Genomic DNA, 26,435 nt, shown 5'->3' on the forward strand with positions numbered 1-26,435 from the left:
TATTAATTTTAACTCAAGAGGCTAAAATGTACCGCAAGCCCAGTGAAAGTCGTTTCGAGGGCTTGCGTAAATACAGCGTAGTCCGTTATTCATCTTAACGACTGTTTAAACGAGGGATACAAGGTTAATTGTTTTTAGGAATTGCCTGATTCACATAAACATCAAAACGATTTTTTTTCATTTTTATACTGGTTGAAGGCGATTTGTTATTTAATGGTGGCGCATAGCTTGGACGTTTAACCACAACACGGTACTTTGCTAATTTCAATGCCGGTTCAAGCAAATCATCCGCATCTAAGTCTTCACCGACGAGTGATTGGAATACGCGCATTTCTTTTTTCACTGCGGCCGATTTTTCACGATGTGGATACATAGGGTCGAGATAAATAACATCAGGTTGTTGAGTGAATGACAACTCTTCAATCGTTGCCGCATGAACTAGTGACATACGACTGGCAATATCACTGACCTCACTGTTCAATTTAGCGCGCTCTAAGCCATTTTCTAGCAGTGCTGCGACAATAGGCATACGTTCTTTCATGGTTACTGTACAACCTAAGGTAGCCAATACAAAAGAGTCTCGTCCTAAGCCTGCGGTAGCGTCTAGTACATGTGGAGTAAAACCATGTTTTAGTCCAATCGCTTTAGCTATATCTTGGCCGCGTCCACCACCAAATTTTCGTCGGTGGGCAACCGCGCCATCAACAAAGTCTACTTTAATACCACCGAGTTTAGGCTCATCAAGCTTGATAAGTTCTAATTCTTGAAAGTTGACTTGTAATAAAAACAGTAAGTTTGGATGCTTAGTAACTGAAGCGCTGTCACCGATATAGGCTAATTGCCATTTTTTAGCAATTTTTTTAGCTAAATCAACATCGGTTTTATCAAGGTACCCAACCGCTATTCTAGACATATCCATTAATCAAACTCTACTTGAACATTGTTATCGCCGGTTGCATAGGCAACTAAGCGGCTGAGTTGACTCAGTGATAAGTCACTTTCACTTTGCCATTGATTAAAAGCATTTTGAATGGCAACTAAGCTTTTTTTACTTTGCAGTCCGCCGTCAATAATTTTATTGGCACGGAAATAGGCTTCAATGTCACGGGTAAGTAAAAAGGTATCTTTACCGATAGCACGTAAAGCGTAGGGGCCAGTATTGCCCCCTAAACGTTGACCTTTTTTCTTTAAGTAATCCCATAAACCTATCATGTCATTGCTTGGCCATGCCGCAATAAATTTAGCAAAACTATCGTGCTGGCTATTATCGCTATGTATTTCATCAAACATCATATGGGCATTAGCTTGAATAGTTTTTACTTTATTAAAGTTGCGAATAATTCGCGCATCTGCCGCTTTACGTTCTTGCATTTCCTCAGGCATCATTAAGACTTTAGCGAGATCAAAATTAAAAAACATTTCTTCAAAGTTTGGCCATTTATTTTCTACTACACGCCAGACAAAACCACTTTGAAAGATCTTTTTGCTAAAGGCCGATAAAATTCTATCGTCTCCTAACTTGGCAACTAAATGATCTTGTTGGTTATCACCTAATAAGAGGTTGAGTATAGCCGCACCACCTTTACGTTCGGCGGCGCGTTGATAAAGTGAGTCAAATTTTTCCATTATTTAGGGCCACTCATTATCCTTCAATACCACAATGTCTGAGTAAAGCATCAATCTCAGGCTCACGGCCACGAAAGGCTTTAAATAAGACACTGGGTTCTTGAGACCCGCCTTTTTCTAATATATTAGTTAAGAAATCATTACCCACTTTCGGGTTAAAAATGCCTTCTTCCTCAAAACGACTAAAGGCATCTGCAGATAATACTTCTGCCCATTTGTAACTATAGTAACCGGCTGAATAACCGCCACCAAAAATATGACCAAAACCATGTTGAAAGCGATTAAAGTCGGCGGCTTTCAATACTGAATATTCTTCACGCACTTGATTTAATGTTTGCTGAATATACCCAGAGTTATCTTGTGCAGGTTGGTAATCTTTATGCATTTTAAAATCAAAAATACTGAATTCTAATTGACGTAACATTTGCATCGCAGATTGGTAATTCTTTGCCGCTAACATTTTATCAAGCATAGCTTGCGGTAGTGGTTCACCCGTTTGGTAGTGTCCTGAGATAAAGGCTAATGCCTCTGGCTGCCAACACCAATTTTCTAAAAATTGGCTAGGCAACTCTACTGCATCCCACGGCACACCATCGATACCTGAAACGCCACTGGTGTTGATTTGTGTCAGCATATGGTGAATACCATGGCCAAATTCGTGAAATAAAGTAACCACTTCGTCATGGGTAAATAGCGCAGGCTTATCACCAATAGGCTTATTAAAATTACAGGTTAGGTAGGCAACAGGGTATTGAATATCACCATTGGCTAATTCACGACGACTTTTACAATCGTCCATCCATGCGCCACCACGTTTGTGGGCGCGGGCGTATAAATCTAAATAAAAGCGGCCACGCAAATTATTATCGCGATCGTATACTTGATAAAACTTCACATCTTTGTGCCAAGTGTCGATGTTAGCTACTTGGTTGATTGTCATGCCAAATAAACGATGAACAACTTCAAATAAGCCAGCTACAACTTTTTCTTCTGGAAAATAAGGGCGACATTCTTCGTCTGAAATAGCATAACGGCTTTGCTTTAATTTTTCACTATAGTAGGGCAGATCCCAAGCTTGTAAGTCTGTTTGGTTAAATTCTTTTTCAGCGAAAGCTTTAACTTCATCTAAGTCTTGTTGACCTTGAACCTTCGATTTTACCGCTAGGTTTTCTAGAAAGTCTAAAACCTCAGTGGTTGATGATGCCATTTTGGTAGCAATTGATTTCTCAGCAAAGTTATTAAAGCCCAATAGCTGTGCTAATTCATGACGTAGTAGTAATAGCTCGTTCATGATGTCGCTGTTATCGAATTTTCCGGCATTGGGACCTTGGTCTGAAGCGCGAGTAACAAAGCCACGATAGAGCTGTTCACGTAATGTCGCATTGCTGCAGTAAGTCATTACGGGTAAATAACTAGGGATGTCTAAGGTAAATAGCCAGCCTTGTTTTTCTTGTTCTTTTGCTAGTTCTGCTGCGGCTTCTATAGCGCTGTCAGGTAAGCCAGTAAGTTCACTTTTATCGGTAATATTAACGCTATAAGCGTGCGTAGCATCGAGTACATTATTGCCAAAGGTTGAGCTTAACTCCGATAAACGAGTAACGATTTCACCGTATCGTTTTTTATCATTATCGTTTAATGCGATGCCCGACAATTTAAAATCCCGTAAGGCATTCTCAATGACTTTCTTTTGAGGAATATTTAATTGTGAATATTCATCACTGTTGGCAAATTGTTGGTAGGCTTGATATAACCCTTGATGCTGGCCCACAAAAGTACTGTATTCAGATAACAGTGGTAAACATGACTCGTATGCGTCACGTAATTTGTCACTATTAACCACCGAATTCATGTGGGATACCGGCGACCACAGCTTACTTAACGTATCGTCAGCTTCGTCCGTAGGCATAACTAAGTTTGCCCAGGTAAATGTTTTTTCTTCAAGCACTGCTGCAATCACTTTTTTGCATTCTGCTATCGCATGCTCAACAGCAGGCTTGATATGTTCAGGCTTTATTTGAGAAAACTGGGGTAAATCTGAAACTGTTAATAATGGATTGCTCATAATGCGGTATTCTTTATTAAATGATGATGTAGATGTAAGACCATAATGGGAAAGATTCAAGGTGTAGCCCTTTTTGTTTTCAATCTATTTTACTTAAAATTGATCACCTTAAAAAAATAAATGCTACTGTCTATGTTAATACGGTGTTTGTTATTGTTAATTAGGCTCTTTATTTACCCTTTTAGTTCGGATAAATATTTATTTTTATTGTATTTTACTTATACTAAAAATATATGATTTGTCTTCGTCATGAGTTTCTCGAGGTGTTATGTTTCGTTTTTTTGCTGTGAATTCCTTATATTCACTTTTTTTACTGTGCGCTATGCTTTTTACAAATACAGCACAAGCAGAGGTGAATAATTTATATTTAGAAAACTTGTCAGTTGAACATGGCTTGTCTCAAGGTTCGGTTAAAGCTATTTTTCAAGATGATGAAGGCTTTATCTGGGTTGGCACTGAAAGTGGCTTGAATATGTATGACGGTTATAATTTTCGCAGTTTACCTGGGCCCGATAATGATTTTGAGAATTATGAAACGTACCGGATTATTCAAGATAAGGACAAACTACTTTGGTTCAACATCGTTGATAAAGGGCTAATTACTTACAACAAAAAAACAGATACCTACCAAAAGATTCTACAAACAGATCCGATCAATAAAGATTATTATATAGCTGATATGGTCGAGGGCAACAATAATGACTTTTTTATTGCCAGTGCAAAAACTATCATCGTGTATAACAAAATATCTCAAAAAAGTACGCGTCTATTAGATTTATCAAATGAGCTTGCTGCGGTTAATAATATTTTCGAATTATTGTTACATCAAAACATCTTATACATTGCGACACGTGTTGGTGTTTTTGCGCTGAATACTGAAACTAAAGCATGGAAAAAGTTACCTGCGGTTACGTCGACTGAAATTAGTTCGGACAGCTTTAGTGCTGTCGGTGCAAATAAAGTGTACAACCTGAATATTAGTGCAACCAATGATCTTTATTTAGGGACAGATCATGGTGTTTATAGTCTAGCCGTTAATAAAGTGAATAATTATTTAGCCGGCGATTTTCAATTGCCTGCTTATAAAGTGATCACTGATGCCGTGTCAAGTTGGCAGCTTTATGCTGATGGCGATCATTTATACCAAGGCAGTCACTTAGGGTTGTCAGTCATTAATACCACCACCGACACCACCGAATTTCTTTTCTCATTTAATGAATTTTTTGACCATATTAAAAGCAATGATGTTGTTTCTATTATGAAAGACAAACGAGGTTCATTTTGGTTAGGTTCAACGGCAACGGGCCTGTATAAGTGGGATCCTAAGCGGAGCTTAATCAGTAATTATGGTTACAAAAAAGACAATGCAAATAGTCTAACAGACAATGTTATTTGGTTTATTACCGCACTACGTAGCGATCCTGAACAGCTATGGGTGGGTACAAGAAATGGGCTTAATTTACTTAATACGCGTGACAAAAAAATATTACACTATTTAACAACAAGCAACCCCAAAAGCACTTTTAATATTAGCCATATACGAGGTATCTATGAAGATTTACAGCAACGTATATGGCTTTCTACTGCAAAAGGCGTGGTGTTATTTGATATAGAAAGTAAAAAACTTATTGATATTCCGTACGACGATAAAGTCAAAGAACTCCTTGCGTTAGAGCAGTATTCTTTCTTTTATGATCGATATAATACGTTGTGGAGTATTACTGAAAAAGGTGTCAATCGTATTTCACTGACAACGGGGATTATTGACCCACTTGATGAGATGAGCGAAAAAATAGCAGAAGATAAAATTTCTAGTATTCTAGGCTATTTACCTAATAGTGACAAAATGCTTTTTGCTACCAATAATTCCCTTTGGTTTTTTGACCTGAAAACTCGCACAAATACATTTATATATCAAGAATTTAACATTAAAGAAACCGAGTGGACCTTTATAGAAAGCTTAGCCTTTGATAAAAAAGGCATGCTTTGGTTTAGTTTTTCAGGCAAAGGGCTTGTTGGTTTAGACAGTAAAACCTACGAACAAAAATATTTCTACCACAAAGGTAATTCTATTATCGGCAATAATATCTATGGCTTATTGGTAGACCCTGAAGGTGACCTTTGGTATGCCAGTCATAATGGCATTTATATGATAGATATTAAAACACACCATATTCGTAACTTTGGTATAAGTGACGGATTAATTGGCAGAGAGTTTAATGGTGGCGCTTTCTATGAAATGGATAATCACAATTTTGCTTACGGTGCGATGAATGGCGTAAGTATTTTTAACCCTCTCAGCTTAAAGAAGAAAAATTATGAAGATCAGCTTAGTGTTCATGCCACCAATATTGATGTGTTATCACGTGATTTAGCTTTGCCTTTTGTGCTGAGTAATGGTGATACCGTTCAGTTAAATTATGATGATGTCGGTATTCGTATTGACTTCTCGCCATTATCTTACAACAACACGAATAATTTCCTGTTTGAATATAAGTTACAAGGTTCTGATAACATAAGTTATCCATTAACCACTGAAAATCACATTACTTTTCCGAGCTTACCTTCAGGGGAGCATTCGCTGGTAGTGCGTATCCAATCAGCTGAAACTAAAAAATATTCTGAAGCTTTTGTTATTAACTTCGTGGTGAAATATGCTCTTTGGTCTTCGCCTTTAGCTTACTTAGTTTATATTGTGCTCCTATTGACTTTATTTATGCTGTGGTATGCAAAACGCCAACAAAATACGCGTTTATTACTTGCCGCACATGAAGAGGTAAAATACCGAGAAAATAGATTGCAGCTAGCCTTAACCGGTAGTAATAGTGAAGTGTGGGATTGGCAAAGCGATAATAACTTAATGTTCGCTAAACGAGCCTCTGAAGAGTTAGGTTATAGCGACCTTAAATATTCTTATAGCTTTAATGAGCATTTGTCGTTAATTCACAAAGATGAACGTGAATTGTTTCATTCACGATGGTTACAATTTTTGGCTGCGGCTGATGTTAAGGTAAGCTTCTCGTGTAGTTACCGAATGAAAAAATCCAATGGTCATTGGTTGTGGTTTAAAGACCTTGGAAAAATTGTGGCAACTGACACTAAAGGCAAGCCAACCAGAATTACCGGCGCGTATACAAATATTACCCAGTCGTTAGCCGACGCCGAACGTGCTCACTTCTATGGTGAAGCTTTTAAGAAAACCAAAGATTGGGTCTTAATTATTAGTGACAACTTTAGTCGGGTCATCGCGAATGAGTCCTTGCGTGAGGTTTTTGCTTGGCAAGATGAAGAGTTCGCTTTCGATGCGAAATTATTTGGATTAACAAACGATCGCTTTGAGTTTTATAAGACCTTATTTTCTCATTTAAAGGCTGGGGATGATTGGCGAGGTGAAGAGCTAATAACAACAAAGGCTGGTGAAGAATTCCATGTTATTTTAACGGTCAGTGCCAGCCTTAATGAGTCAACGAATAGTATTTATTTTGTTTGTATTTTTACCGATATAACCGCGCAAAAGCATGCAGAAAAAGAGCTGCGTTATTTAGCCAATTATGACCATTTAACGGATTTACCTAATCGTTCATTATTGCTCGACAGAATAAAACATGCAATGGACTATTCTGCCCGCATGTCACAATCAATTGCTTTGTTTTTTATTGACCTAGACAAGTTTAAACAAGTTAATGATTCATTGGGTCATGACTGTGGCGATTTGCTCTTACAAGAAGTCACCAGGCGTTTAAAAGCAGTTCTGAGGGTTGATGATACCGTTGCTCGCATTGGCGGTGATGAATTCGTTGTTCTGCTAGAGTCTTTTCGCGGCCATGGTCAGCTGGGTCGAGTTGCACAGAAGGTGATTACTGCCGTTGGCGAGCCGGTGCTATTAAACGGCAATACCATCAGTGTTGGTGCTAGTATAGGTATTGCACTTTTCCCCGAAGATGCCAAAGATAGTGATGAGTTGCTTCGTCACGCCGATGTCGCTATGTATCATTCTAAGCAACTTGGCCGTAATACCTTTCAATTTTATACACCCCGTATGAATGTTGAAGCAAGTGAGCGGTTACTTGCTGAATCAACGCTTAAGTTGGCTTTTGAAAACAGCGAATTTATTAATTATTATCAGCCTATTGTTGACTCATATAAAGGTAAGGCCGTTGGCGCCGAATTATTATTACGCTGGCAAAGTGGTGACAAGTTAATTCCACCCGATAATTTTATTCCACTTTCAGAAGATCTTGGTTTGATTATACCTATGACTGAAGCGGCTATTTTACGTGGTGTGATAGATTTGAAAAAATGGCGGGCAATTCGCCCGGATATCTATTTATCAATTAATTTGTCTGTTCAGCACTTTCTTGAAGACAATTTAATTCATTATTTAAAAAATATTTTACAAGAACATGATTTACCTCCAGAAGCGCTTAAGTTTGAAGTCACTGAAAGCATGCTTATTTCTGATCCTGATAAAGCTATTGCAACTATGACCGCGCTTGATAAATTAGGTGTGGTACTTGCTTTAGATGATTTTGGTACCGGTTACTCATCCTTGTCTTATTTAAAGAAGCTACCTTTAAAAATATTAAAAATTGACCGGAGCTTTATTTCTGGCATTGGCATTAACTCTGCTGATGAAGCGATTGTTGCTGCGACGTTAGTCTTGGCAAAAAACTTGAAAATGATTTGTATTGCCGAAGGTGTAGAAAATGAAATACAACTGAAATTTTTAGGCGAAAAACACTGTCACCTTATCCAAGGCTACCTTTATAGTAAGCCAGTTGGAGCTGCTAAAATTGAACAATTTTTGCATGATGACATTATCGCGATAAAAGTGAATAAGCCAGAATAGCTAATTGGCTTGAATAACGCTTGTTTAGCCACATATATAACTCATACATTTTTTTAGGAATAATAACATGACTCAACATTTTGACTTTCTTGCCATTGGCGCAGGAAGTGGCGGTATTGCTTCTGCAAATCGCGCAGCAAAGCTCGGTAAAAAAGCAGCAGTAATAGAAGCTAAGCAAATTGGTGGCACGTGTGTCAATGTGGGTTGTGTGCCGAAAAAAGCCATGTGGTATGCCGGGCAAATTGCCGATGCGTTACACTACTCTGCTGATTACGGTTTTAATGCGCCGTTACAAGGTTTTAATTGGAGCACGTTAGTTAAAAACAGGGAAGCTTATATAGAGCGCATTCATGCAGCCTATGCTCGTGGCTTTGCCAGTAACGGTGTTACTGTCATTGATGGTTTTGCCAAATTTATCAATAAAAATACTGTCGAAGTTAATGGCGAACAAATTACCGCTGACCATATTGTTATTGCTACCGGTGGTCGTCCGAGCATTCCAAGTATTGAAGGTGCAGAGCATGGTATCGATTCTGACGGCTTTTTCGCATTAACAGAACAACCGAAAAGTGTTGCGGTTGTTGGGGCAGGTTATATTGCCGTAGAACTTGCTGGCGTATTTCATGCTTTAGGCACCACCTCACATTTATTAGTGCGTAAAGAAAAGCCACTACGTGGTTTTGACGATATGCTCAGTGACACGTTAGTCGAACAAATGGCAAAACATGGTCCAACACTGCATACCCACAGTACACCCAGTCATGTTGAAAAACACGATAATGGTCAACTGACCATCCATTTGGAAAATGGTAAGTCTGTTGGGCCTGTTGACTCTTTAATTTGGGCAATAGGGCGAGAGCCAGCAACAGATAAAATTAATCTTGAGTTGGCTGGCGTCGCAATGAACGAACAAGGCTTTATTTCAACAGACAAATACCAAAATACCAATGTTAAAGGTATCTATGCAGTGGGTGATAATACCGGTCGTGCACAATTAACACCGGTCGCTGTTGCCGCAGGTCGTCGCTTATGTGAACGTTTATTTAATAATAAACCTGACGAGCATTTAGACTATTCAAATATTGCCACGGTTGTGTTTAGTCACCCAGTTATTGGTACGGTTGGTTTATCAGAAAAAGAAGCGCTTGACGAATACGGCGTAGAAGAGGTTAAGGTTTACAATTCACAGTTCACTGCTTTGTATCAGGCGATGACTGAAGATTATCGTGATCCTACGCGTATGAAACTTATTTGTGTTGGTAAAGAAGAAAAAATTGTTGGCATTCACAGTATTGGTTTTGGTAGTGATGAATTGTTGCAAGGGTTTGCGGTTGCCATGAAAATGGGCGCAACTAAAGCCGACTTTGATAACACTATTGCGATACACCCAACAAGTGCAGAAGAGTTTGTTACCATGAATTAAGTGGCGTTAACCACACCATACAAAGTTGTGTTGGCGTCATCTTCTGGCTATTAATGATGACGCTCGACACTACTTTAACTAGCGCTAATAAATCCGCCGCTTAAAGTGTAAAACGCTCTACTGAGCTGGTTAGAGAATGCGCTAAAGTACTGACATCTTCACTTCTTTTGTGCATATTACTCGCTTCCATAGCATTCTTATTTGCCGCATCAGCCGTTTCATTCATTGTTTGTTCAATTTGCTCACTATAAACCAACTGCTCTTGTGCTGCAGTAGTAATACTTTTGCTCATCGAGTCAATTGCTTTTAAGGTGTCCTCAATTTGGTTAATGGCATGGCTTAATTGCTGACTTTGAGCCACACATTCACTGGCTTGTGTTTGGCCTTCAGAAATCGCCTTGACCGCAATAGTAGTATCTTTTTGTAAATTATTAATCATCACTTGTATTTCAGCGGTGGACGCCTGAGTGCGAGAAGCTAATGATCTTACCTCATCAGCAACCACTGAAAAGCCACGACCTTGCTCTCCGGCTCTTGCTGCTTCAATAGCCGCGTTTAAAGCGAGTAAGTTAGTCTGCTCAGCAATACCACCAATGGTATCTAAAATACTACCTATGCTGCGACTATGCTGGCTAAGTAATTCCATGACTTCCACTGATTCACCCAGTCGAGTTGATAATTGCTTAATACGCTGGCTGTTATCGTTAGCAATATTATTAATGTCTTGGCTGCGTTGTGATGCTTCAGTGACATGGGAAGCGGTAGTCACTGCTTCATCTTTTACCATACTTGAACTAGCAAACATTTGTTCAGCAAGTTGTTTGGCATTATCAATACGGGTAATTTGTTGACTGGCGGATTCTGATATAAACAAACTTTGTTGATTGGTTAACGCCGCAGATTCATCAAGCGAATGGGCGTCTTTATTAATGGCGTTAAGTAATTGAGTTAGATCATCAGATAACTTATTAATATTAGTAATCAGCCCGCCAAACTCATCATCACTGCGTTTTTCCATGCGCTTTGACAAGTTACCACTAGCGATTAATGCCAAGGCTTTGTTTACTGCCCGTAATGGACCAATCATGGCTTTAGTTGTGACATAAGTAATAAAGCTCGCCATAACAATAAATATTAACGCTAAAACGATGGCTAAAGTTTTTCCTCTTTCAATTTCTTCTTGGGCATTGTTTTGAAAATGAGCAAAACGTTTATTCGCTAATAAAACTAATTCATCTAGCTTGGCATAGCTTAAATTATAAGATTGGGTTGCAGAAAGATAAGCTTCTTTTGCTTGATATTGTAGATTAATTGTTTGTAGTTGTAGTTGGTATAAACGACCTGGTTGTTGAATTGATTCTTGCATCAGCGTCAAGTTCTGCTTAAAGTCATTTAACAGTTCATTAGCATTAAGTGGCTCAGCTTGCTGGACTAAATAAGCAAAATTAGTTTCAATATTATTGATTAAAAAAATGATATCATCTTGGTGTTTAGTCACTAAGTCTGTTGATTCTATTCGGTCAAGCCCTGACATAGTGTTTTTTAAGCTAAAAAGTGAGTCATCAATGCGCGTACCTGTACCAATAACTTCATCAAGTAACTTCTCCTGACCCGTCGCTTCAATAATTTCTAAATCAAGCATATAGGTGCTTGCTTGATAACGAGCATTTTCAAAAGTTTTATAGTCAGCTTGGAAGTCTCTTGTTGCTTGCTGATGCCCTATTTTAGCTGAGAACATTGCTTGAATATCGGTTGAGTATTGTTGATATTGGACTTGTGCTTCTTCAAGAGCCGATTGCATTTTTGCTTGCTTAGTCACTTTCAGGCGTAATAGCTGAACAGTTGCTTGGTAATCTTTTTGTAGATGATTAAACTGCTCTAAACTTTCCTGTAACTCATTAGCATCGGATTGTGTATAAGCGACAGCCGCTTGCTTCATCATTTTCAGCAATTGAACTTGTAACGTGCCACTTTGTTTTTGCACAGGAACGGCTAATGTTTCAACATTATTATTGGCGTCAGAAATTTTACTTAATGAATAGTAAAAAAAGCTACTTGCCGTTAATAATAATAATCCAATCGTAGTAAAACCAAAGATGATTTTTTGTTTTATGGTGAGATTCAGCATTAATTAAGCCTTGTGTTACGTTGCTCATCCTTTAATTGTAATCCGATATTTACTTAATGTGATAAAGGTGTGCATTTATTATTAAAATGTCTTAGATAAAAGCGTTTTACCTAACAATTAAACCAAATTAAATTAAAGGGTGACCTACTGGCCTAAAAGACATCCATATCTTAAGTTTAATTACAGTATCACGGTAATCTTCTCTACTCAATAAAGGTATGACCAGATGGCTTAGCTAAAAAGCTCCCGTAACAACATTAAAAATTAAATATTAATTATAAAAATAAAGCAAGAATAATAAAGTAATATTTTTGATGATTTGTTTTTTGGTTATTTGAGCTTTTATTCAAATTAAAGATAAATTAATTCAGCTTTTTTTATCTTTAAAATCGCGCTAAGTCTTACTGTTATTCGCTTATGTTTTTTAGTTATTTAAAGCCGAAATATACCACTAAAAATAATTTAATAATTGTCTGGTATTGAGAGAAAATTCTGGTACTCTCTTACCTCGTTTATTTGAGCAGCACAAAAAACACACAATTAATAAGATGCTGAAAACGTACAGGATAAATTTTTATCCACATAAATAAAAATAATAATAAATATGTGAAAAAGGAATTTCAAACTACCTTTTCTCAATAAAAATAAGATGTTACCTACAAATTTACCGTAATAGCCATTTGGTTGTTATGGTTTTCTACGTTGTTTTCAACATACTTATCCACAATTTCTACGATCTTTTGCGACTAATTTTATAGATTAAGTGGAGAGAATGTACTGAGTATGGCATCCTTAGCCAAATTTCACTTCTAGTCACATATCATCATGACAAATTCTGCTTTATCGCCACTCATTTTAGTAGATGGTTCTTCGTACTTATTCCGTGCTTATCATGTTCCATATTTACAAGCATTATCGACAAAAGATGGTCAACCTACCGGTGCGATTACTGGCGTGTTAAACATGCTAAAAAGTCTGAAAAAAAATTATCCAAATGGCAATGTTATTGTGATATTTGATGCGAAAGGAAAGACCTTTCGTAATGACATGTATCCTGAATATAAAGCGAATCGTCCACCAATGCCCGACGATCTTCGTACTCAAATTGCACCAATCCATGAAATTGTTGCCGCTATGGGTTTACCGCTATTGGTGATTGATGGCGTCGAAGCCGATGACGTTATTGGTACTTTGGCAGAACAAGCGAGTAAAGCGGGTATCGATACCGTTATATCAACTGGCGATAAAGACATGGCGCAACTCGTTGATAAGCATGTCACGCTTATTAATACCATGACCGATGTAAAAATGGATGTTGATGGTGTTATTGAAAAGTTTGGTGTCCGCCCAGATCAAATTATTGATTACCTCGCGTTAATGGGTGATAAAGTCGATAATATTCCAGGGGTTAATAAGTGTGGTCCCAAAACCGCAGTAAAATGGTTGCTTGAGCACGAAAATTTAGAAAATGTGATGGCTAATGCCGGAAACGTAAAAGGTAAGATTGGTGAGTATTTACGTGAAGCACTTGAGTTTTTACCCCTCTCTTATGAATTAGCAACCATTAAACTTGATGTGCCGCTTGAGCAAACCGCTGATCAATTACAGCCAGGCGTTGCCGATGTTGAAAAATTAACTGAGCTATACACTCGATTTGAATTGCGCCGGTTATTAGCAGACTTACAAAATGGTGAATCTGCTATTGCGGGTTCACCCGGACAGCAAACCTCAAGTGTTGACTCGATTGTAGAAGAAACACCTGCAGCAGATGATATTGAAACTGACTATCAAATTATTTTTAGCGAAGCTGAGTTTACTTCATGGCTGACTAAATTAAAAAATGCGGATCTCTTTGCCTTTGATACCGAAACAACCAGTGTCGATTATATGAAAGCAGAGTTAGTGGGCTTATCGTTTTCTATCGAAGCTGGAACTGCCGCTTATGTGCCGCTTATGCATGATTATCCTGATGCACCCAAACAGCTCGACCGTGACTGGGTCTTGGCGCAATTAAAACCACTTCTCGAAGATAAAAATCAAGCAAAAGTTGGTCAGAACTTAAAGTATGATGTTAACGTGCTTTCACGTTACGATATTGAAATGCAAGGTATTACTTTTGATACCATGATCGAGTCTTATTGTTTAAACAGTGTTGCGACTCGCCACAATATGGACGCATTAGCGACTAAATATTTAGGCTACAAGACGATCAGTTTTGAAGAAGTTGCTGGTAAGGGCGCTAAAAAATTAACTTTCAACCAAATTGAAATTGAAAAAGCGGGATATTATGCCGCCGAAGATGCCGATATTACCTTGCGCTTGCACCAAGCCATTTATGCTAAGTTAGAAAAAAATAAAGATCAATTATCAGTATTTACCGACATTGAAATGCCTTTGTTACCTATTTTAGCGCGTATGGAGCAACACGGTGTGCTAATCGATTCTGATTTGTTGAATGAACAAAGCCATGCACTTGGTATGCGCTTACAAGAATTAGAAATTCAAGCACACGATATTGCCGGACAAACGTTTAACTTATCATCACCCAAGCAACTACAAAAAATATTGTTTGAAGAGTTAAAAATTCCGGTTATTAAGAAAACGCCCAAAGGTGCACCTTCAACCGCAGAAGAAGTGTTACAAGAGCTGGCGTTAGATTACCCTTTACCGAAAGTTATTTTAGAAAACCGAGGATTGAGTAAGTTAAAATCGACTTACACTGACAAGCTTCCTTTGTTAGTGTGCAAGTTAGGTCGAGTACATACCTCTTATCAACAAGCCGTTGCGGCAACAGGGCGTTTATCTTCGACCGATCCAAATCTTCAAAATATCCCAATTCGTAGTGAAGAGGGTCGAAAAATTCGCTTAGCTTTTATTGCGCCCAAAGATCATAAAATTGTCGCGATAGATTATTCTCAAATAGAACTGCGTATTATGGCGCATTTATCTGATGATCCAGGATTAGTCTCTGCCTTTTCAGAAGGGCGAGATGTGCATAAAGCAACAGCGGCTGAAATATTTGGTGTCGATTTGGCCGAGGTAACGGTTGATCAACGCCGTAGCGCTAAAGCAGTAAACTTTGGTTTGATTTACGGAATGTCAGCGTTTGGTTTAGCAAAACAACTTGATGTGCCTCGCCATCGCGCGCAAGAGTATATGGATAAGTATTTTGAACGTTACCCTAACGTTATGGCTTACATGGAGGACACGCGTCAGCAAGCTGCAGAGCAAGGTTTTGTGGAAACATGCTTTGGTCGTCGTTTATATTTACCTGATATTAAAGCTAAAAATGCGATGCGTAGAAAAGGCGCTGAACGTGCCGCTATTAATGCACCTATGCAAGGCACTGCCGCTGATATTATTAAAAAAGCGATGTTAGCTGTAGATGAATGGATACAAATCCAGCAAGACCCACGTATTCAAATGACAATGCAAGTACACGATGAGTTGATATTTGAAATTCATCAAGACATCGTTGATGAAACAACGGCGAAGCTTGTTGAAATTATGAATGATGCGGTGAAGTTAAAAGTCCCCCTCATTGCTGAGGCAGGTATTGGTGATAACTGGGAGCAGGCGCATTAACTATGCAATATTATTTTTTTGGTGGTTTTAAAACTAAAGTGTAATTTAATTACATAAAGCGCTTTACAAAAGTAGAATGATTACTCTATAATGTAGTTGTTCTTTTGTGAACGCTTGTTGTAATAATTTGTATATTCAAGCTCTCCTCATAGCTTATAAGCCGATGGCATTGTCATCGGTATTTTTTTGTCTAAAATTTGATAACTATATCTTATGTAATTATATTTCAGTATATGAATGATCGACACCACTTAATAACGTATCACTGTCGATCATCCGTTTACGGGTATTTAAAAACAAGATTAACTTTTAGGATCAATAATAGCCTCTATCGGTTTAGGCTTAGTTCGGCCAGACTTTCTTAAGGCATCACGCAGCACGTACTCTATTTGCGCGTTTAAACTGCGTAATTCATCATCAGACCAGCGTTGCATGGCAGAAAGAATTTCTTCATTAATGCGAAGAGGATATGCTTTTTTTGCCACAATATTTCTCACTCAATTGACGATTAGTATAAGCTGCCGGTATTTACTACAGGTTGTGCCGCTTCGTCGCTACATAGAACAACTAATAAGTTACTCACCATAGCGGCTTTTCTTTCTGCATCAAGTTCTACAATTTGACGCTCTTCTAATTTTGTTAATGCCATTTCTACCATACCGACAGCACCTTCGACTATGGTTCTACGTGCAGCAATAATTGCCATGGCTTGCTGGCGTCTTAGCATAGCGTTGGCAATTTCTGGCGCGTAAGCTAAATGACTAATACGAGATTCAATCACAGTGACGCCAGCTTTTTCTAACCGGTCTTGCACTTCAATTTTTAATGCTGCTGAAATTTGAGTCGGATCGCTGCGTAAAGAAATATCGTCATCTTCGTGATGATCGTACGCATAACTTGTGGCTAAATTACGTAATGCAGATTCACTTTGAATTGAGACAAAATCCTCATAATCATCAACCTGGAAAACGGCCTCAGCGGTATCTGTTACTTCCCAGACAATAACCGCAGCAATCTCAATGGGGTTACCATTTTTGTCATTAACTTTTAGTTTACTACTTTCGAAATTTCTAACCCGCAAAGAGACGCGCATTTTTGTATAAAAAGGGTTAGCCCAGCGTAGGCCTGAATCATGAACGGTACCCGCGTACTTACCGAACAATTGCATAACTCTAGCTTCTTTGGGATTGACCATAAAAAAACCAAACCAGCAAATAAAAATAGCAAGGGTGACCAGTAAACTAATAATGGCAAGTGTGACATTGTTATTTATTATGTTATTAATTAACAAGGTGAAAGTACCAATCTGTAATGCCAATAAAACAAAAATAAACATAATGCCATTAGGCGCTTTGATTTCTTTTTCCGTAATCATATTATTCTCAGTAAGATTTTAACAAGTGATATCATTATGATATCACTTGTTGTTTAATGCAAGTATTTAGCAGAGCAACATTCATTAAATAAGATATTTATAAAAGCTTAGGTGTCAGTAAAAGAATGAAGTTATTAGACGTTTGATGATTTTGATCAATTTTGGCGAGTTGAGGCTTAGCTATAATCTTACCAACATTATTCAACAGGAAAATACAATGGGATGTTGCGGAGGCTGTGGCGGCGAAGGTCATGAACCAGTGAAAACTGAAACAAAAGAACAGCAAGAACAAGATAAAAAACAAGATAAGAAACCAGAAGAGTAGTTAATATTCTTCCTGACAATCATTGAGACAACAGCCGTTGTCTTTTTTTTGTTCTAAATTTAAAAGTTAACAAATAAGTAACAAAGTATTGCAAAACAGAAATATCATTGGCAAAGCAAGTGAGCAAATCATATATTAGAGCTAGATACTGGCGCAGAAGTTGAGCGCGAGAAAATATATTTATATAAATAATAAAGCCACCAAGGAGCATAAATTGAAAAAATGGAGCATCCCATTGCTATTAACTTGTTTAGCAGCATGTGAACAAACCGCGCCAACCACCACCATGGCTGAAGTAACATTACCAGCAGGTGTGAGTTTTGTTGAGCAAGTAACGGCAGAAGCGGGTAAAACTGTTATTCCTTATCAAAAATATACCTTAAGTAATGGTTTGACGGTTATTCTTCATAAAGATGCTTCTGATCCCTTAGTTCATGTTGACATGACCTATCACGTTGGCTCTGCTCGCGAAGAGTTAGGTAAGTCAGGTTTTGCTCATTTTTTCGAACATATGATGTTTCAAGGTTCTGAAAACGTAGCCGACGAACAGCATTTTAAATTAATAACTGAAGCTGGTGGTACCTTAAATGGGACAACTAACGGTGATCGAACTAATTATTTTCAAACGGTTCCAGCTAACCAACTAGAAAAAATGTTGTGGTTAGAATCAGACCGTATGGGCTTTTTGGTTGATGCGGTAACGCAAGAAAAATTTGAAGTACAACGTGAAACGGTAAAAAATGAAAGAGGACAAAGTTATGATAATCGTCCTTACGGTTTATTAGGAGAGAGAGTTGCTGAAGCGTTATATCCGGCAGGGCATCCTTACTCATGGCAAACCATTGGTTACTTAGAGGATCTAGATCGTGTAAATGTTAACGACCTAAAAGCATTTTTCTTAAAATGGTATGGTCCAAATAACGCAACCTTAACCATAGGTGGCGATATTGACGCAAAAGAAACGTTAGCCTTAGTGGAACAGTATTTCGGGTCTATCCCACGCGGACCTGAAATCGCTATGCCTGAAAAACCTACATTCACCATAAACGAAGATCGTTATATTTCCATGGAAGATAATGTTCATTTACCTTTAGTGTATATGTCTTATCCAACCGTTTCTGTTCGCCATGCAGATGAAGCCCCACTTGACGTTTTATCAAGTATTTTAGGTGGCGGCAAAACATCTTTGCTTTATAAAAACTTAGTGAAAAATCAATTAGCGGTTCAAGCTTCAGTGGGGCATCCCTGTGCCGAACTAGCTTGTACCTTTACTTTGTTAGCGTTACCACACCCGGCTTCAGGAAAAACATTAGCAGATATAGAAAAAGTGATTCGCGAGAGCTTAGTTGAATTTGAAGAGCGTGGCGTACAAGACGACGATCTAGCGAAAGTTAAAGCGAGTATGGAAGCAAGCTTCATCTTCGGTTTACAAAGTGTTTCAGGCAAAGTGAGTACACTTGCGGCTAATCAAACATTTAAGGGCGATCCAAATTACATCGAAAAAGATATCGCACGTTATGCCAATGTTACTAAGGCTGATGTTATGCGGGTCTTTAAAAAGTATATTAAAGACCAACATGCGGTGATCATGAGCATAGTGCCTAAAGGCAAACTTGATCTAATTGCAGCACAAGATAATTTTATTCCTGCACCGCGTAGTAAAGGTCAGACATCTGAAACCTCAGCAGAGAGTTTAGTGGTACGCAAAGCGAAAGATAATTTTGATCGCAGTAAAATGCCAATATCAGCTGCCAATAAATCAGTAGCTGTACCACAGATGTGGAACAAAACGTTAGCCAATGGTATTAAAGTGCTGGGTACGCAAAGCATTGAAACTCCAACGACATCATTATTGTTAAAGATTCCTGCAGGTCATTATTATTCTGACAAAGACAAAGCAGGCGTTGTTTCGTTACTTGCTAGTGCATTAAATGAATCGACCACCAAACGTAGCGCCGAAGAAATGAGCAATGAATTACAAAAATTAGGTAGTTCAATCGCTATCTATGCAGGTAATCAATACTTGAATGTTAATGTCAGTACACTAACTAAAAATCTTGATGCGACAATGGCACTGGTTAATGAAAAATTAATGCACCCAGCATTCATTGAAGTGGAATTTTCACGCAACAAAAGTAATGCTATTCAGGGCGCAATTAATAGTAAGAAAGATGCAGGTTATTTAGCCTCAACAGCTTATCGTCAATTATTGCAAGCTGACAACATTGCAGCAACTTCAAGCCAAGGCACCGAGCAAAGTCTCAATAATATTACCTTAGCAGATGTTAAAGCCTTCTACGAACAGCAAGTAAAACCAAGTGATAGTCAGTTAATCGTCGTATCAGACTTGAAAGAAAAAGCGCTAATTAAATCACTTAACGTCTTTTCTAGCTGGCAAGGTAAAGGATCAAGCTTAGTGCTAACACTGGCTAAACCTGAGACAAAAGCGGGTGTTATTTATTTAGTGAATAAAGAGGGTGCCGCGCAATCCGCGATTCGCATTGGTAAACGCTCAATGACTCAAGATATTACCGGCGAGTATTACAAGTCTTATTTAATGAACTTCACCTTAGGTGGTGCATTTAATAGTCGTATAAACCTAAACCTTCGTGAAGATAAAGGTTATACCTACGGCGCACGTTCTGGTTTTAGTGCTGACAAATTCTCTGGTACATTTACCGCCTCTGCTGAAGTTCGTGCTGATGTTACCGATAAATCAATTATTGAGTTTGTTAACGAAATAAAAGGCTACAACGAACAAGGTATCACCGCGGAAGAATTAAGCTTTATGCGTAATTCAATTAATCAAAGAGATGCGTTGAAATATGAAACACCACGGGCAAAATTAGGTTTCTTAGCGCAAATCTTAGAATACGATTTAAAGCCAAGTTTTGTGCAAGAGCGAGCAGAGATTGTTGAAACAATCAGTGCAGAAGAAATAAATACGCTAGCAAAGAAACACTTAAACTTAGCGGAAATGTTAATGGTTGTTGTTGGTGATGCTAAAACATTGAAACCCCAACTAAAAGCATTAGGTTATGAAGTGATTGATTACGAAATCTAATCTGACTCATTGCTCTTTGAGTGATTGATATAAAGCCTTAACGAGAAACGTTAAGGCTTTTTTATGTTCAGGATGAACGTTCATAACAGCTCTTAGGCATCCACACCTTCGCTGCATTAGTGCTTATTGCACGTCATTTATTCTAGACAAATCATAGTCCTAGATCCATGTAGACAATGTCGAGTCGCTACGGATTACAAAGAGCGATGATGCTTATTTTAAACCTGCTATCTTTTTATTGCTGAGTATGGCCAGATCAGCTTAATCCTGTCACAATAAATATTCTGCTTATCCGTGTTTAAAAAATATGAAACGAAGTAACTATATTACCCGCGCAGGCTGGGATCGCTTAGATAAAGAACTGAAATATTTATGGAAGGAAGAGCGTCCTCTTATCACTAAATCTGTCTCAGAAGCGGCTGCTCAGGGCGATCGAAGTGAAAATGCAGAATACATTTATGGTAAAAGGCGTTTGCGTGAAATTGACCGACGCGTAAGATTTTTAGTTAAGCGAACCGAGGACTTAACGATTGTCTATTATGATGCTAAGCAAGAAGGTAAAGTCTATTTTGGTGCTTGGGTCTCGCTAATTAATGAAGACGACAAAGAACTCACCTATCGAGTGGTGGGGCCTGATGAATGGGACGTTAAAAAAGGTGAAATAAGTCTTGATTCACCAATGGCAAGGGCATTAATAGGTAAGTGTGTTGATGACGAGGTCGTAGTACAGACACCCGAAGGTGAGCGTGTTTTTGATATTTTAAAAATTTGGTATAAATAACCAGCAGACAATAGTACTAAGGTTTATCGTGCACTAACTATCGATTGCTTTATTTCCCTTTATTAAAACGCCAAGGTGGCTCAATTTCCCATTTTTTTATGTAATATCCCTTCAAAATCAGTATATTTTGTTGATATTGTTGATCTTATCATTTTATTAACTAAAATATAAAAACAACAAATTCATACAAAAGGATTTATCTATGACAAGACAAAAGCAATCGATTATTAATGAAGAAGTTAATTTTGAAAACGGTGTAGAACTAATTTCAACAACAAATAAAAAGGGTGTCATTACTTACGCGAACCCAGACTTTTGTAAAATTGCCGGCTACTCCCTTGATGAACTCGTTGGACAAAATCATAGCATTGTAAGGCATCCAGACATGCCTAAGGCTGCCTTTAAAGATTTATGGACTAATTTAGAATCGGGCTTACCTTGGCGAGGTGTTGTTAAGAATCGCTGCAAAGATGGCCGTTATTACTGGGTTGATGCTTTTATTACCCCTATTTTTGAGTCAGGTCAACTAGTTGGTTTTCAATCAGTAAGAACGCGCTTAGACGAGAAAACTAAAAGTAATGCCATATTATCTTATCAAGCACTACAAGCGGGCAAGTCTTTAAATAAGTGGTACGAAAATGCCAGTATTAAAAATGCAGCCTACTTTGGCGCAAGTATAACAACATTGTTCAGTGCTCTTTATTATCCATACATGATGTTTTTATTACCTTTACTACCCTTTATAATTTATAAAAATGAAATTATCGATACGCCTAAATATTTCAAAAAACTCAGCAGAGACTATGACAGTCTTTCACGGTTAATTTATTGTGGAAGCAAACCTCAAGGTATTGCCGATTTTCATTTGAAAATGGCTGAAGGTAAAATTAAAACAATTTTAGGCCGTATTACCGACAGTAGTGATTTACTCAGTGCAGGCGCGAGTACGCTTGAGCAAGCGGCGAGAATAGCTAAAGAAGGTGTTGAACAAGAAACGGCTGAATTACACCAAGTCGCGACAGCTGTTGAAGAAATGGTTGCAACAATAGATGAGGTTGCCCAGAACACCACCTTCACTTCACAAAAAGTTAATCAAGCACATTCAGATTGTGAAATTGCCACAAAAGCCATGCACACCACCATGGAAACAGTCAATATATTGGCTGAAGAAGTCGCAAATTCAGCGTCTTCGGCAACAGAGCTCGCCAGTGAGGTTGAAAAAGTTGGCAGCATAATGCATGAAATACAAGGCATTGCCGATCAAACTAATTTATTAGCACTTAATGCGGCAATCGAAGCGGCACGCGCAGGAGAACATGGTCGAGGATTTTCCGTGGTGGCCGATGAAGTTAGGGCGTTATCAAGTAGAACCCATGCGGCAACAGAGCAAATACAAAGCTCAATATCAGAAATGCAAAATACACTTTTATCATGGGTGCAAACTATGACAAAAGGCAAAGAGTCTGCGGACAGTTGTGTGGAAAAAGCAACAGAAGCTCATGATGTTGTTGATAAGGTATATTCATTGATCACTGATATTTCTGATTTAGCCATACAAATATCGACAGCATCAGAAGAGCAAAGTATGGTTTCTCAGGAAATTAGCCGCAATATTATTAACATCAGTGATGCTTCTCAAAATAATCTTCAACAAACAAATACGGTTGAACGTGAGACAGTAAACATTAAAAAAAGAGCCAATGCGCTTAGCGCTTTAGGGCAAGCGTTTAACGGCTAAGGTAATGTTTAATCGTTATTAAATTAAAATAAGATAGCGCCACTTTTATTGTTAAAAAGGGCTGGTAACGAGCTTTTATAACCTAGTCTATTATTAAAGGCTGGTAATTTTTATAGTTTACATTAGCAGCCTAGATACCAGGATTATTGCCTGTATTGTAAAAATGCCGCTGAAAAAATTAATTTTTAGCGGCATTATTTTAAGTAGAATCAACAGATATAAATCAGTGGGTGTTATTAACAAACGGCTGGTGATGGTCAATATTAGTTTTATGCCACGCTAGATAATCACCTTTAGTCATCGGCTTAGCAATTAGATAACCTTGAATTGAATCAATATGTAGCGTTTTGAGTAACTCGTGCTGCTCTAACACTTCCACACCCTCAGCAACCACTGTTATGTTAAGGCTTTTAGCCAAGGTTATTATTGTATTAACGATACTAAAGCCGGTGCCATTATCTAAGATTTTATCGATAAAGCTTTTATCAATTTTAAGTTCATTGACCGGGAAAGCACTTAAGTGTGTTAAACAAGAGTAGCCAGTACCAAAATCATCTATGGAGAAGGTAAAGCCTTTTGCTTTAATTTCTTGCATTTGTTGAATGGTATTATCAATATCTCCAGCCAACATCGACTCAGTAATCTCTAACTTAATCTGTGATGGTCGTATATCGAAGTCAGCCATGGCATTAAGTAACTCAGTTTTTAGAGTAGATGAGTTAAATTGGCAATGACTTATATTGATTGAAACACTGAACAACTCGTCAATCATATTATCGGTACGCAGTTGCGTAATTAACATACAAATATCACGTAAAACAATGTTTTGTAACTTTTGAATAAGCCCATATTGTTCGGCAATAGGTATAAATTCATTGGGTGCGATCAGTCCTTTACTGGGATGATTCCATCGAATAAGTGCCTCTGCTCCAATGACTTTACCTGAGGTGTTTACTTGCGGCTGAAAATAGGCACAAAATTCATCATTAGCTATTGCTCTAACAAGGTCAGTTTCGAGTTCAGCCTGCTTTTCTAGTAAGGTTTGTAATTTGGGATCATAGAAATTATAACTATTACCTTTTTTCATTTTTGCGCGATACATAGCGGTATCTGCAAACTTCAAAATGTTATCTACTAATGAGTTACCATTGTTAACTAGGCTAATACCTATGCTGCAACTGACCTGAAATGCTAATTCACCTAACTCAAATTTTTCATCAAATACGCTGTGTAATTTTTGAGCGACCTTTTCAGATTCTATAATGGCCTGCTCATTATTTTCACCAACATATTCCAATAAAAGAATAAATTCATCGCCACCCACTCTGGCTAAAGTATCCGATGCCCTTATAGTGGCGCTAAGTCTTGTCGATAATTCGATTAAAATTTGATCTCCAGCGCTATGTCCCAGTGAGTCATTAATTCTTTTAAAGTTATCCAGATCCAAAAATAATAAAGCGCCGGTTTTGCCAGAACGTTTTATTCTTTCAATGCACATCGTTAATCTTTCGTTGAGCATTCGTCTATTAGGAAGGTTGGTTAATGAGTCAAAGAAAGCCAGTTTTTCAATCGCCTTTTCTGCCTCCTTACGCACCGTTATATCTCTAGCTATCCAGACGATATGTCTTTTATTAGGAAAGTTTGGCTGATAATGGTCAAGGGGGGCTGTTCTCCCTTCGAAAGTCATATTACCTTTTAGAACGTCAAGCTGATATTCAAAAATTTGCACTTCATTGGTGGCTAAGGTCTTTTCAATGACCGACATGATTGGCTGTGCATCTTTTTTAGGTAAGGCGTCATTTACATTTTTATTAATGAGTTTGTTAACTGAACCATATAACAATTCATCAGCTGAGCCATAAATATCAGTATATACGCCATCTTCACTCAATATTAAGGTTAAATCAGGCATAACCTGAGTAAAAGCTTGGAATTTTTGATTACTTTTTTGTAGATCCGCAATCAGTCGTTTGGCGTTAAGTGATTCAACATTTTTTTCTAAGGCGATGCTTGAAAAATGCACGAAGTAGTCGATTAACTCTAAATCTTTATCCGTTGGAGATTTAGAAGAGCTATGATAAATGGCAAGTGAACCAAGAGTTTTGGACTGTGTTGAAATAATGGCGGTTGACCAACACGATTTAAGATCAAAGCTCAATGCGAGTGCTTTAAAGTCTTGCCATAACGGGGATATTGCGATGTCTTCAACAATGACTCGAGACTTTCTAAATGCTGCAGTCCCACAAGAGCCTACCTTTGGACCAATGCGTACGCCATTAATAGCCTGACAATACTTATCATCAATGTTTGGCGCAGCGCAGTGAAAAAGTTGTTCGTCTTTTAACGATAATATTGAGCACCTCGCTGACTTGTCATCGAGAAGCTCTTCTATAGATAAACAAATATCATTTAGCACATCATTTAAAGGCCGACCTAAGGCAATTTTAGATAAGATATCTTGTTGATGAGATAATAGTTTTTTTAATCTAGCTATGTCCATATTTCACCAAGATTATTTATTACATTACGGGTTAATTTATAGCAAAACATTTTCAAGGTCAAAGCGAACTCCTCCTTTTAGGCAAGGTTTAATTAATTATCCGGCTTTTCACTGGCGTTTGGCAAATATCTAAAACGGGTGGTGGTTTTTTGTAGAAAAATGCATTTTCTCGTTTTTTCTGTTTTTCGATCATTTGACTAAAAGCGGGGTGCTCGGTATTTTTTACGGCTAATAAAATTTGTTGCTCTTTGGGCACATCACTCATCATTTTCATGCTTGTCATGGTGGTATAATCTTTTTCAGCAACAGGCTTATCACCTTCAATAACTGATGTTCTAGTAATGGCTTGTACGTGATTCATGCCATAAACCACACGACCAAAGATAGTCATGATTCGATCTAAATAGCGAGTGGCTTGACCATTAACAATATAAAAATGACTGGTGCCAGAGTCGGCGTCATTACCCCTAGCCATTGCAATGACACCAGGGCAGTGCGTTAACCAAGCTTTTTTTTCACTCGGGTTATGAGCTAATGAAAATCCGTCTTTAAAACCTGTTTGTTCAGCAAATAAATCATTGTTTTGAATTTTAGTGAACTGCCAGTTTTCATCGGTAGTAAAGTCACCTTCCATGATTAATGTTGGTACTAACTTATCTTGACGACTGCCGTCTTCAGGACCTCCTTGCGCCACAAAACCGTCGATCACTCGATAGAACTTATTACCATCATAATGACCTGATTGGGTCAGTTTTATAAACTGTTCGACATGCTTAGGCGAAAACTGTGGTGCCAGTTCAATGACAACTTTTCCGTGTGGTAGTGTCAGTAATACGGTTCTTGCAACATCTAAAGCTCGCCATTCATCAGCTACTTTTGATGTTTGTGCAGCAGCGCTAAAAATAGTCAGTAATGTACTCATGGCTAAAATAAGTTTGATTTTCATGACGTTTCCTTAATCTTTATTGTTTACCGGCTA

The 26,435-nt window shown here is 38.0% G+C and carries 14 protein-coding genes; 6 read left to right on the forward strand and 8 right to left on the reverse strand.

The window, feature by feature from the left end; translation table 11 throughout:
- Window positions 1-124: 124 nt before the first annotated feature.
- Genes H4J75_RS04135 through prlC form a run of 3 tightly spaced genes read right to left on the reverse strand, consistent with a single transcriptional unit; the run spans window position 125 to window position 3,688 of the window.
- Window positions 125-913 carry a class I SAM-dependent methyltransferase gene (locus tag H4J75_RS04135; protein ID WP_182215390.1) on the reverse strand — a complete coding sequence of 263 codons (789 nt, stop codon included), beginning with the start codon at window positions 911-913 and terminating at the stop codon, window positions 125-127.
- Between the two features lie 5 nt (window positions 914-918).
- Complete coding sequence (locus H4J75_RS04140; protein WP_182215325.1) at window positions 919-1,626, reverse strand: DNA-3-methyladenine glycosylase I; 708 nt, start codon at window positions 1,624-1,626, stop codon at window positions 919-921.
- 16 nt (window positions 1,627-1,642) lie between these two features.
- On the reverse strand, window positions 1,643-3,688 hold the full coding sequence (gene prlC, locus H4J75_RS04145; RefSeq protein WP_182221430.1) for an oligopeptidase A: 2,046 nt from the start codon (window positions 3,686-3,688) through the stop codon (window positions 1,643-1,645).
- A 322-nt stretch (window positions 3,689-4,010) separates the two neighbouring features.
- Between prlC and H4J75_RS04150 the strand changes: the two genes are divergently transcribed.
- Together H4J75_RS04150 and gorA are read left to right on the forward strand one after the other, a co-directional pair.
- Window positions 4,011-8,537 (forward strand): EAL domain-containing protein, encoded by a 4,527-nt coding sequence (locus H4J75_RS04150; protein ID WP_182221431.1) that lies wholly within the window; start codon window positions 4,011-4,013, stop codon window positions 8,535-8,537.
- A gap of 67 nt (window positions 8,538-8,604) precedes the next feature.
- Window positions 8,605-9,960, forward strand: a complete 1,356-nt coding sequence (gorA, locus tag H4J75_RS04155) for a glutathione-disulfide reductase (RefSeq protein WP_182215330.1) — start codon at window positions 8,605-8,607, stop codon at window positions 9,958-9,960.
- A gap of 100 nt (window positions 9,961-10,060) precedes the next feature.
- On the opposite strand, the gene H4J75_RS04160 is transcribed toward gorA, so the two are convergent.
- Complete coding sequence (locus tag H4J75_RS04160) at window positions 10,061-12,088, reverse strand: methyl-accepting chemotaxis protein (protein ID WP_182221432.1); 2,028 nt, start codon at window positions 12,086-12,088, stop codon at window positions 10,061-10,063.
- Between the two features lie 825 nt (window positions 12,089-12,913).
- Here H4J75_RS04160 and polA point away from each other — a divergent pair.
- Entirely contained in the window at window positions 12,914-15,673 is a 2,760-nt protein-coding gene (gene polA, locus H4J75_RS04165) for a DNA polymerase I (RefSeq protein WP_182221433.1), read from the forward strand.
- Between the two features lie 302 nt (window positions 15,674-15,975).
- On the opposite strand, the gene H4J75_RS04170 is transcribed toward polA, so the two are convergent.
- Window positions 15,976-16,158: a hypothetical protein gene (locus H4J75_RS04170; RefSeq protein ID WP_220465239.1), complete on the reverse strand. Its 183-nt coding sequence runs from the start codon at window positions 16,156-16,158 to the stop codon at window positions 15,976-15,978.
- 23 nt (window positions 16,159-16,181) lie between these two features.
- Window positions 16,182-17,048 carry an SPFH domain-containing protein gene (locus H4J75_RS04175; protein WP_070375218.1) on the reverse strand — a complete coding sequence of 289 codons (867 nt, stop codon included), beginning with the start codon at window positions 17,046-17,048 and terminating at the stop codon, window positions 16,182-16,184.
- A gap of 539 nt (window positions 17,049-17,587) precedes the next feature.
- On the opposite strand from H4J75_RS04175, the gene H4J75_RS04180 reads away from it, so the two are divergent.
- The 3 genes from H4J75_RS04180 (at window position 17,588) to H4J75_RS04190 (ending at window position 22,956) form a co-directional block, all read left to right on the forward strand.
- Window positions 17,588-20,437, forward strand: coding sequence for a pitrilysin family protein (locus H4J75_RS04180; RefSeq protein WP_259366357.1), 2,850 nt, complete (start codon window positions 17,588-17,590; stop codon window positions 20,435-20,437).
- A 307-nt stretch (window positions 20,438-20,744) separates the two neighbouring features.
- Window positions 20,745-21,218: a transcription elongation factor GreB gene (gene greB / locus H4J75_RS04185; protein WP_182172396.1), complete on the forward strand. Its 474-nt coding sequence runs from the start codon at window positions 20,745-20,747 to the stop codon at window positions 21,216-21,218.
- Window positions 21,219-21,420: 202 nt separating this feature from the next.
- Window positions 21,421-22,956: a PAS domain-containing methyl-accepting chemotaxis protein gene (locus tag H4J75_RS04190; RefSeq protein ID WP_182215337.1), complete on the forward strand. Its 1,536-nt coding sequence runs from the start codon at window positions 21,421-21,423 to the stop codon at window positions 22,954-22,956.
- A gap of 223 nt (window positions 22,957-23,179) precedes the next feature.
- Here the strand turns inward: H4J75_RS04190 and H4J75_RS04195 are convergent, their stop codons facing one another.
- Window positions 23,180-25,456, reverse strand: a complete 2,277-nt coding sequence (locus H4J75_RS04195) for an EAL domain-containing protein (RefSeq protein WP_182221434.1) — start codon at window positions 25,454-25,456, stop codon at window positions 23,180-23,182.
- Window positions 25,457-25,544: 88 nt separating this feature from the next.
- Window positions 25,545-26,402 (reverse strand): peptidylprolyl isomerase, encoded by an 858-nt coding sequence (locus H4J75_RS04200; RefSeq protein ID WP_182221435.1) that lies wholly within the window; start codon window positions 26,400-26,402, stop codon window positions 25,545-25,547.
- Window positions 26,403-26,435: the final 33 nt, after the last annotated feature.

Origin of the sequence: Colwellia sp. BRX10-1 (assembly GCF_014077545.1) — a bacterium.
GTDB lineage: Bacteria > Pseudomonadota > Gammaproteobacteria > Enterobacterales > Alteromonadaceae > Colwellia_A.

Excerpts from the sequence above, each read along its gene's own strand:
- H4J75_RS04135 (WP_182215390.1), bottom strand. The coding sequence starts at position 913 with ATGTCTAGAATAGCGGTTGGGTACCTTGATAAAACCGATGTTGATTTA.
- H4J75_RS04140 (WP_182215325.1), bottom strand. The coding sequence starts at position 1,626 with ATGGAAAAATTTGACTCACTTTATCAACGCGCCGCCGAACGTAAAGGT.
- prlC (WP_182221430.1), bottom strand. The coding sequence starts at position 3,688 with ATGAGCAATCCATTATTAACAGTTTCAGATTTACCCCAGTTTTCTCAA.
- H4J75_RS04150 (WP_182221431.1), top strand. The coding sequence starts at position 4,011 with ATGCTTTTTACAAATACAGCACAAGCAGAGGTGAATAATTTATATTTA.
- gorA (WP_182215330.1), top strand. The coding sequence starts at position 8,605 with ATGACTCAACATTTTGACTTTCTTGCCATTGGCGCAGGAAGTGGCGGT.
- H4J75_RS04160 (WP_182221432.1), bottom strand. The coding sequence starts at position 12,088 with ATGCTGAATCTCACCATAAAACAAAAAATCATCTTTGGTTTTACTACG.
- polA (WP_182221433.1), top strand. The coding sequence starts at position 12,914 with ATGACAAATTCTGCTTTATCGCCACTCATTTTAGTAGATGGTTCTTCG.
- H4J75_RS04175 (WP_070375218.1), bottom strand. The coding sequence starts at position 17,048 with ATGATTACGGAAAAAGAAATCAAAGCGCCTAATGGCATTATGTTTATT.
- greB (WP_182172396.1), top strand. The coding sequence starts at position 20,745 with ATGAAACGAAGTAACTATATTACCCGCGCAGGCTGGGATCGCTTAGAT.
- H4J75_RS04190 (WP_182215337.1), top strand. The coding sequence starts at position 21,421 with ATGACAAGACAAAAGCAATCGATTATTAATGAAGAAGTTAATTTTGAA.
- H4J75_RS04195 (WP_182221434.1), bottom strand. The coding sequence starts at position 25,456 with ATGGACATAGCTAGATTAAAAAAACTATTATCTCATCAACAAGATATC.
- H4J75_RS04200 (WP_182221435.1), bottom strand. The coding sequence starts at position 26,402 with ATGAAAATCAAACTTATTTTAGCCATGAGTACATTACTGACTATTTTT.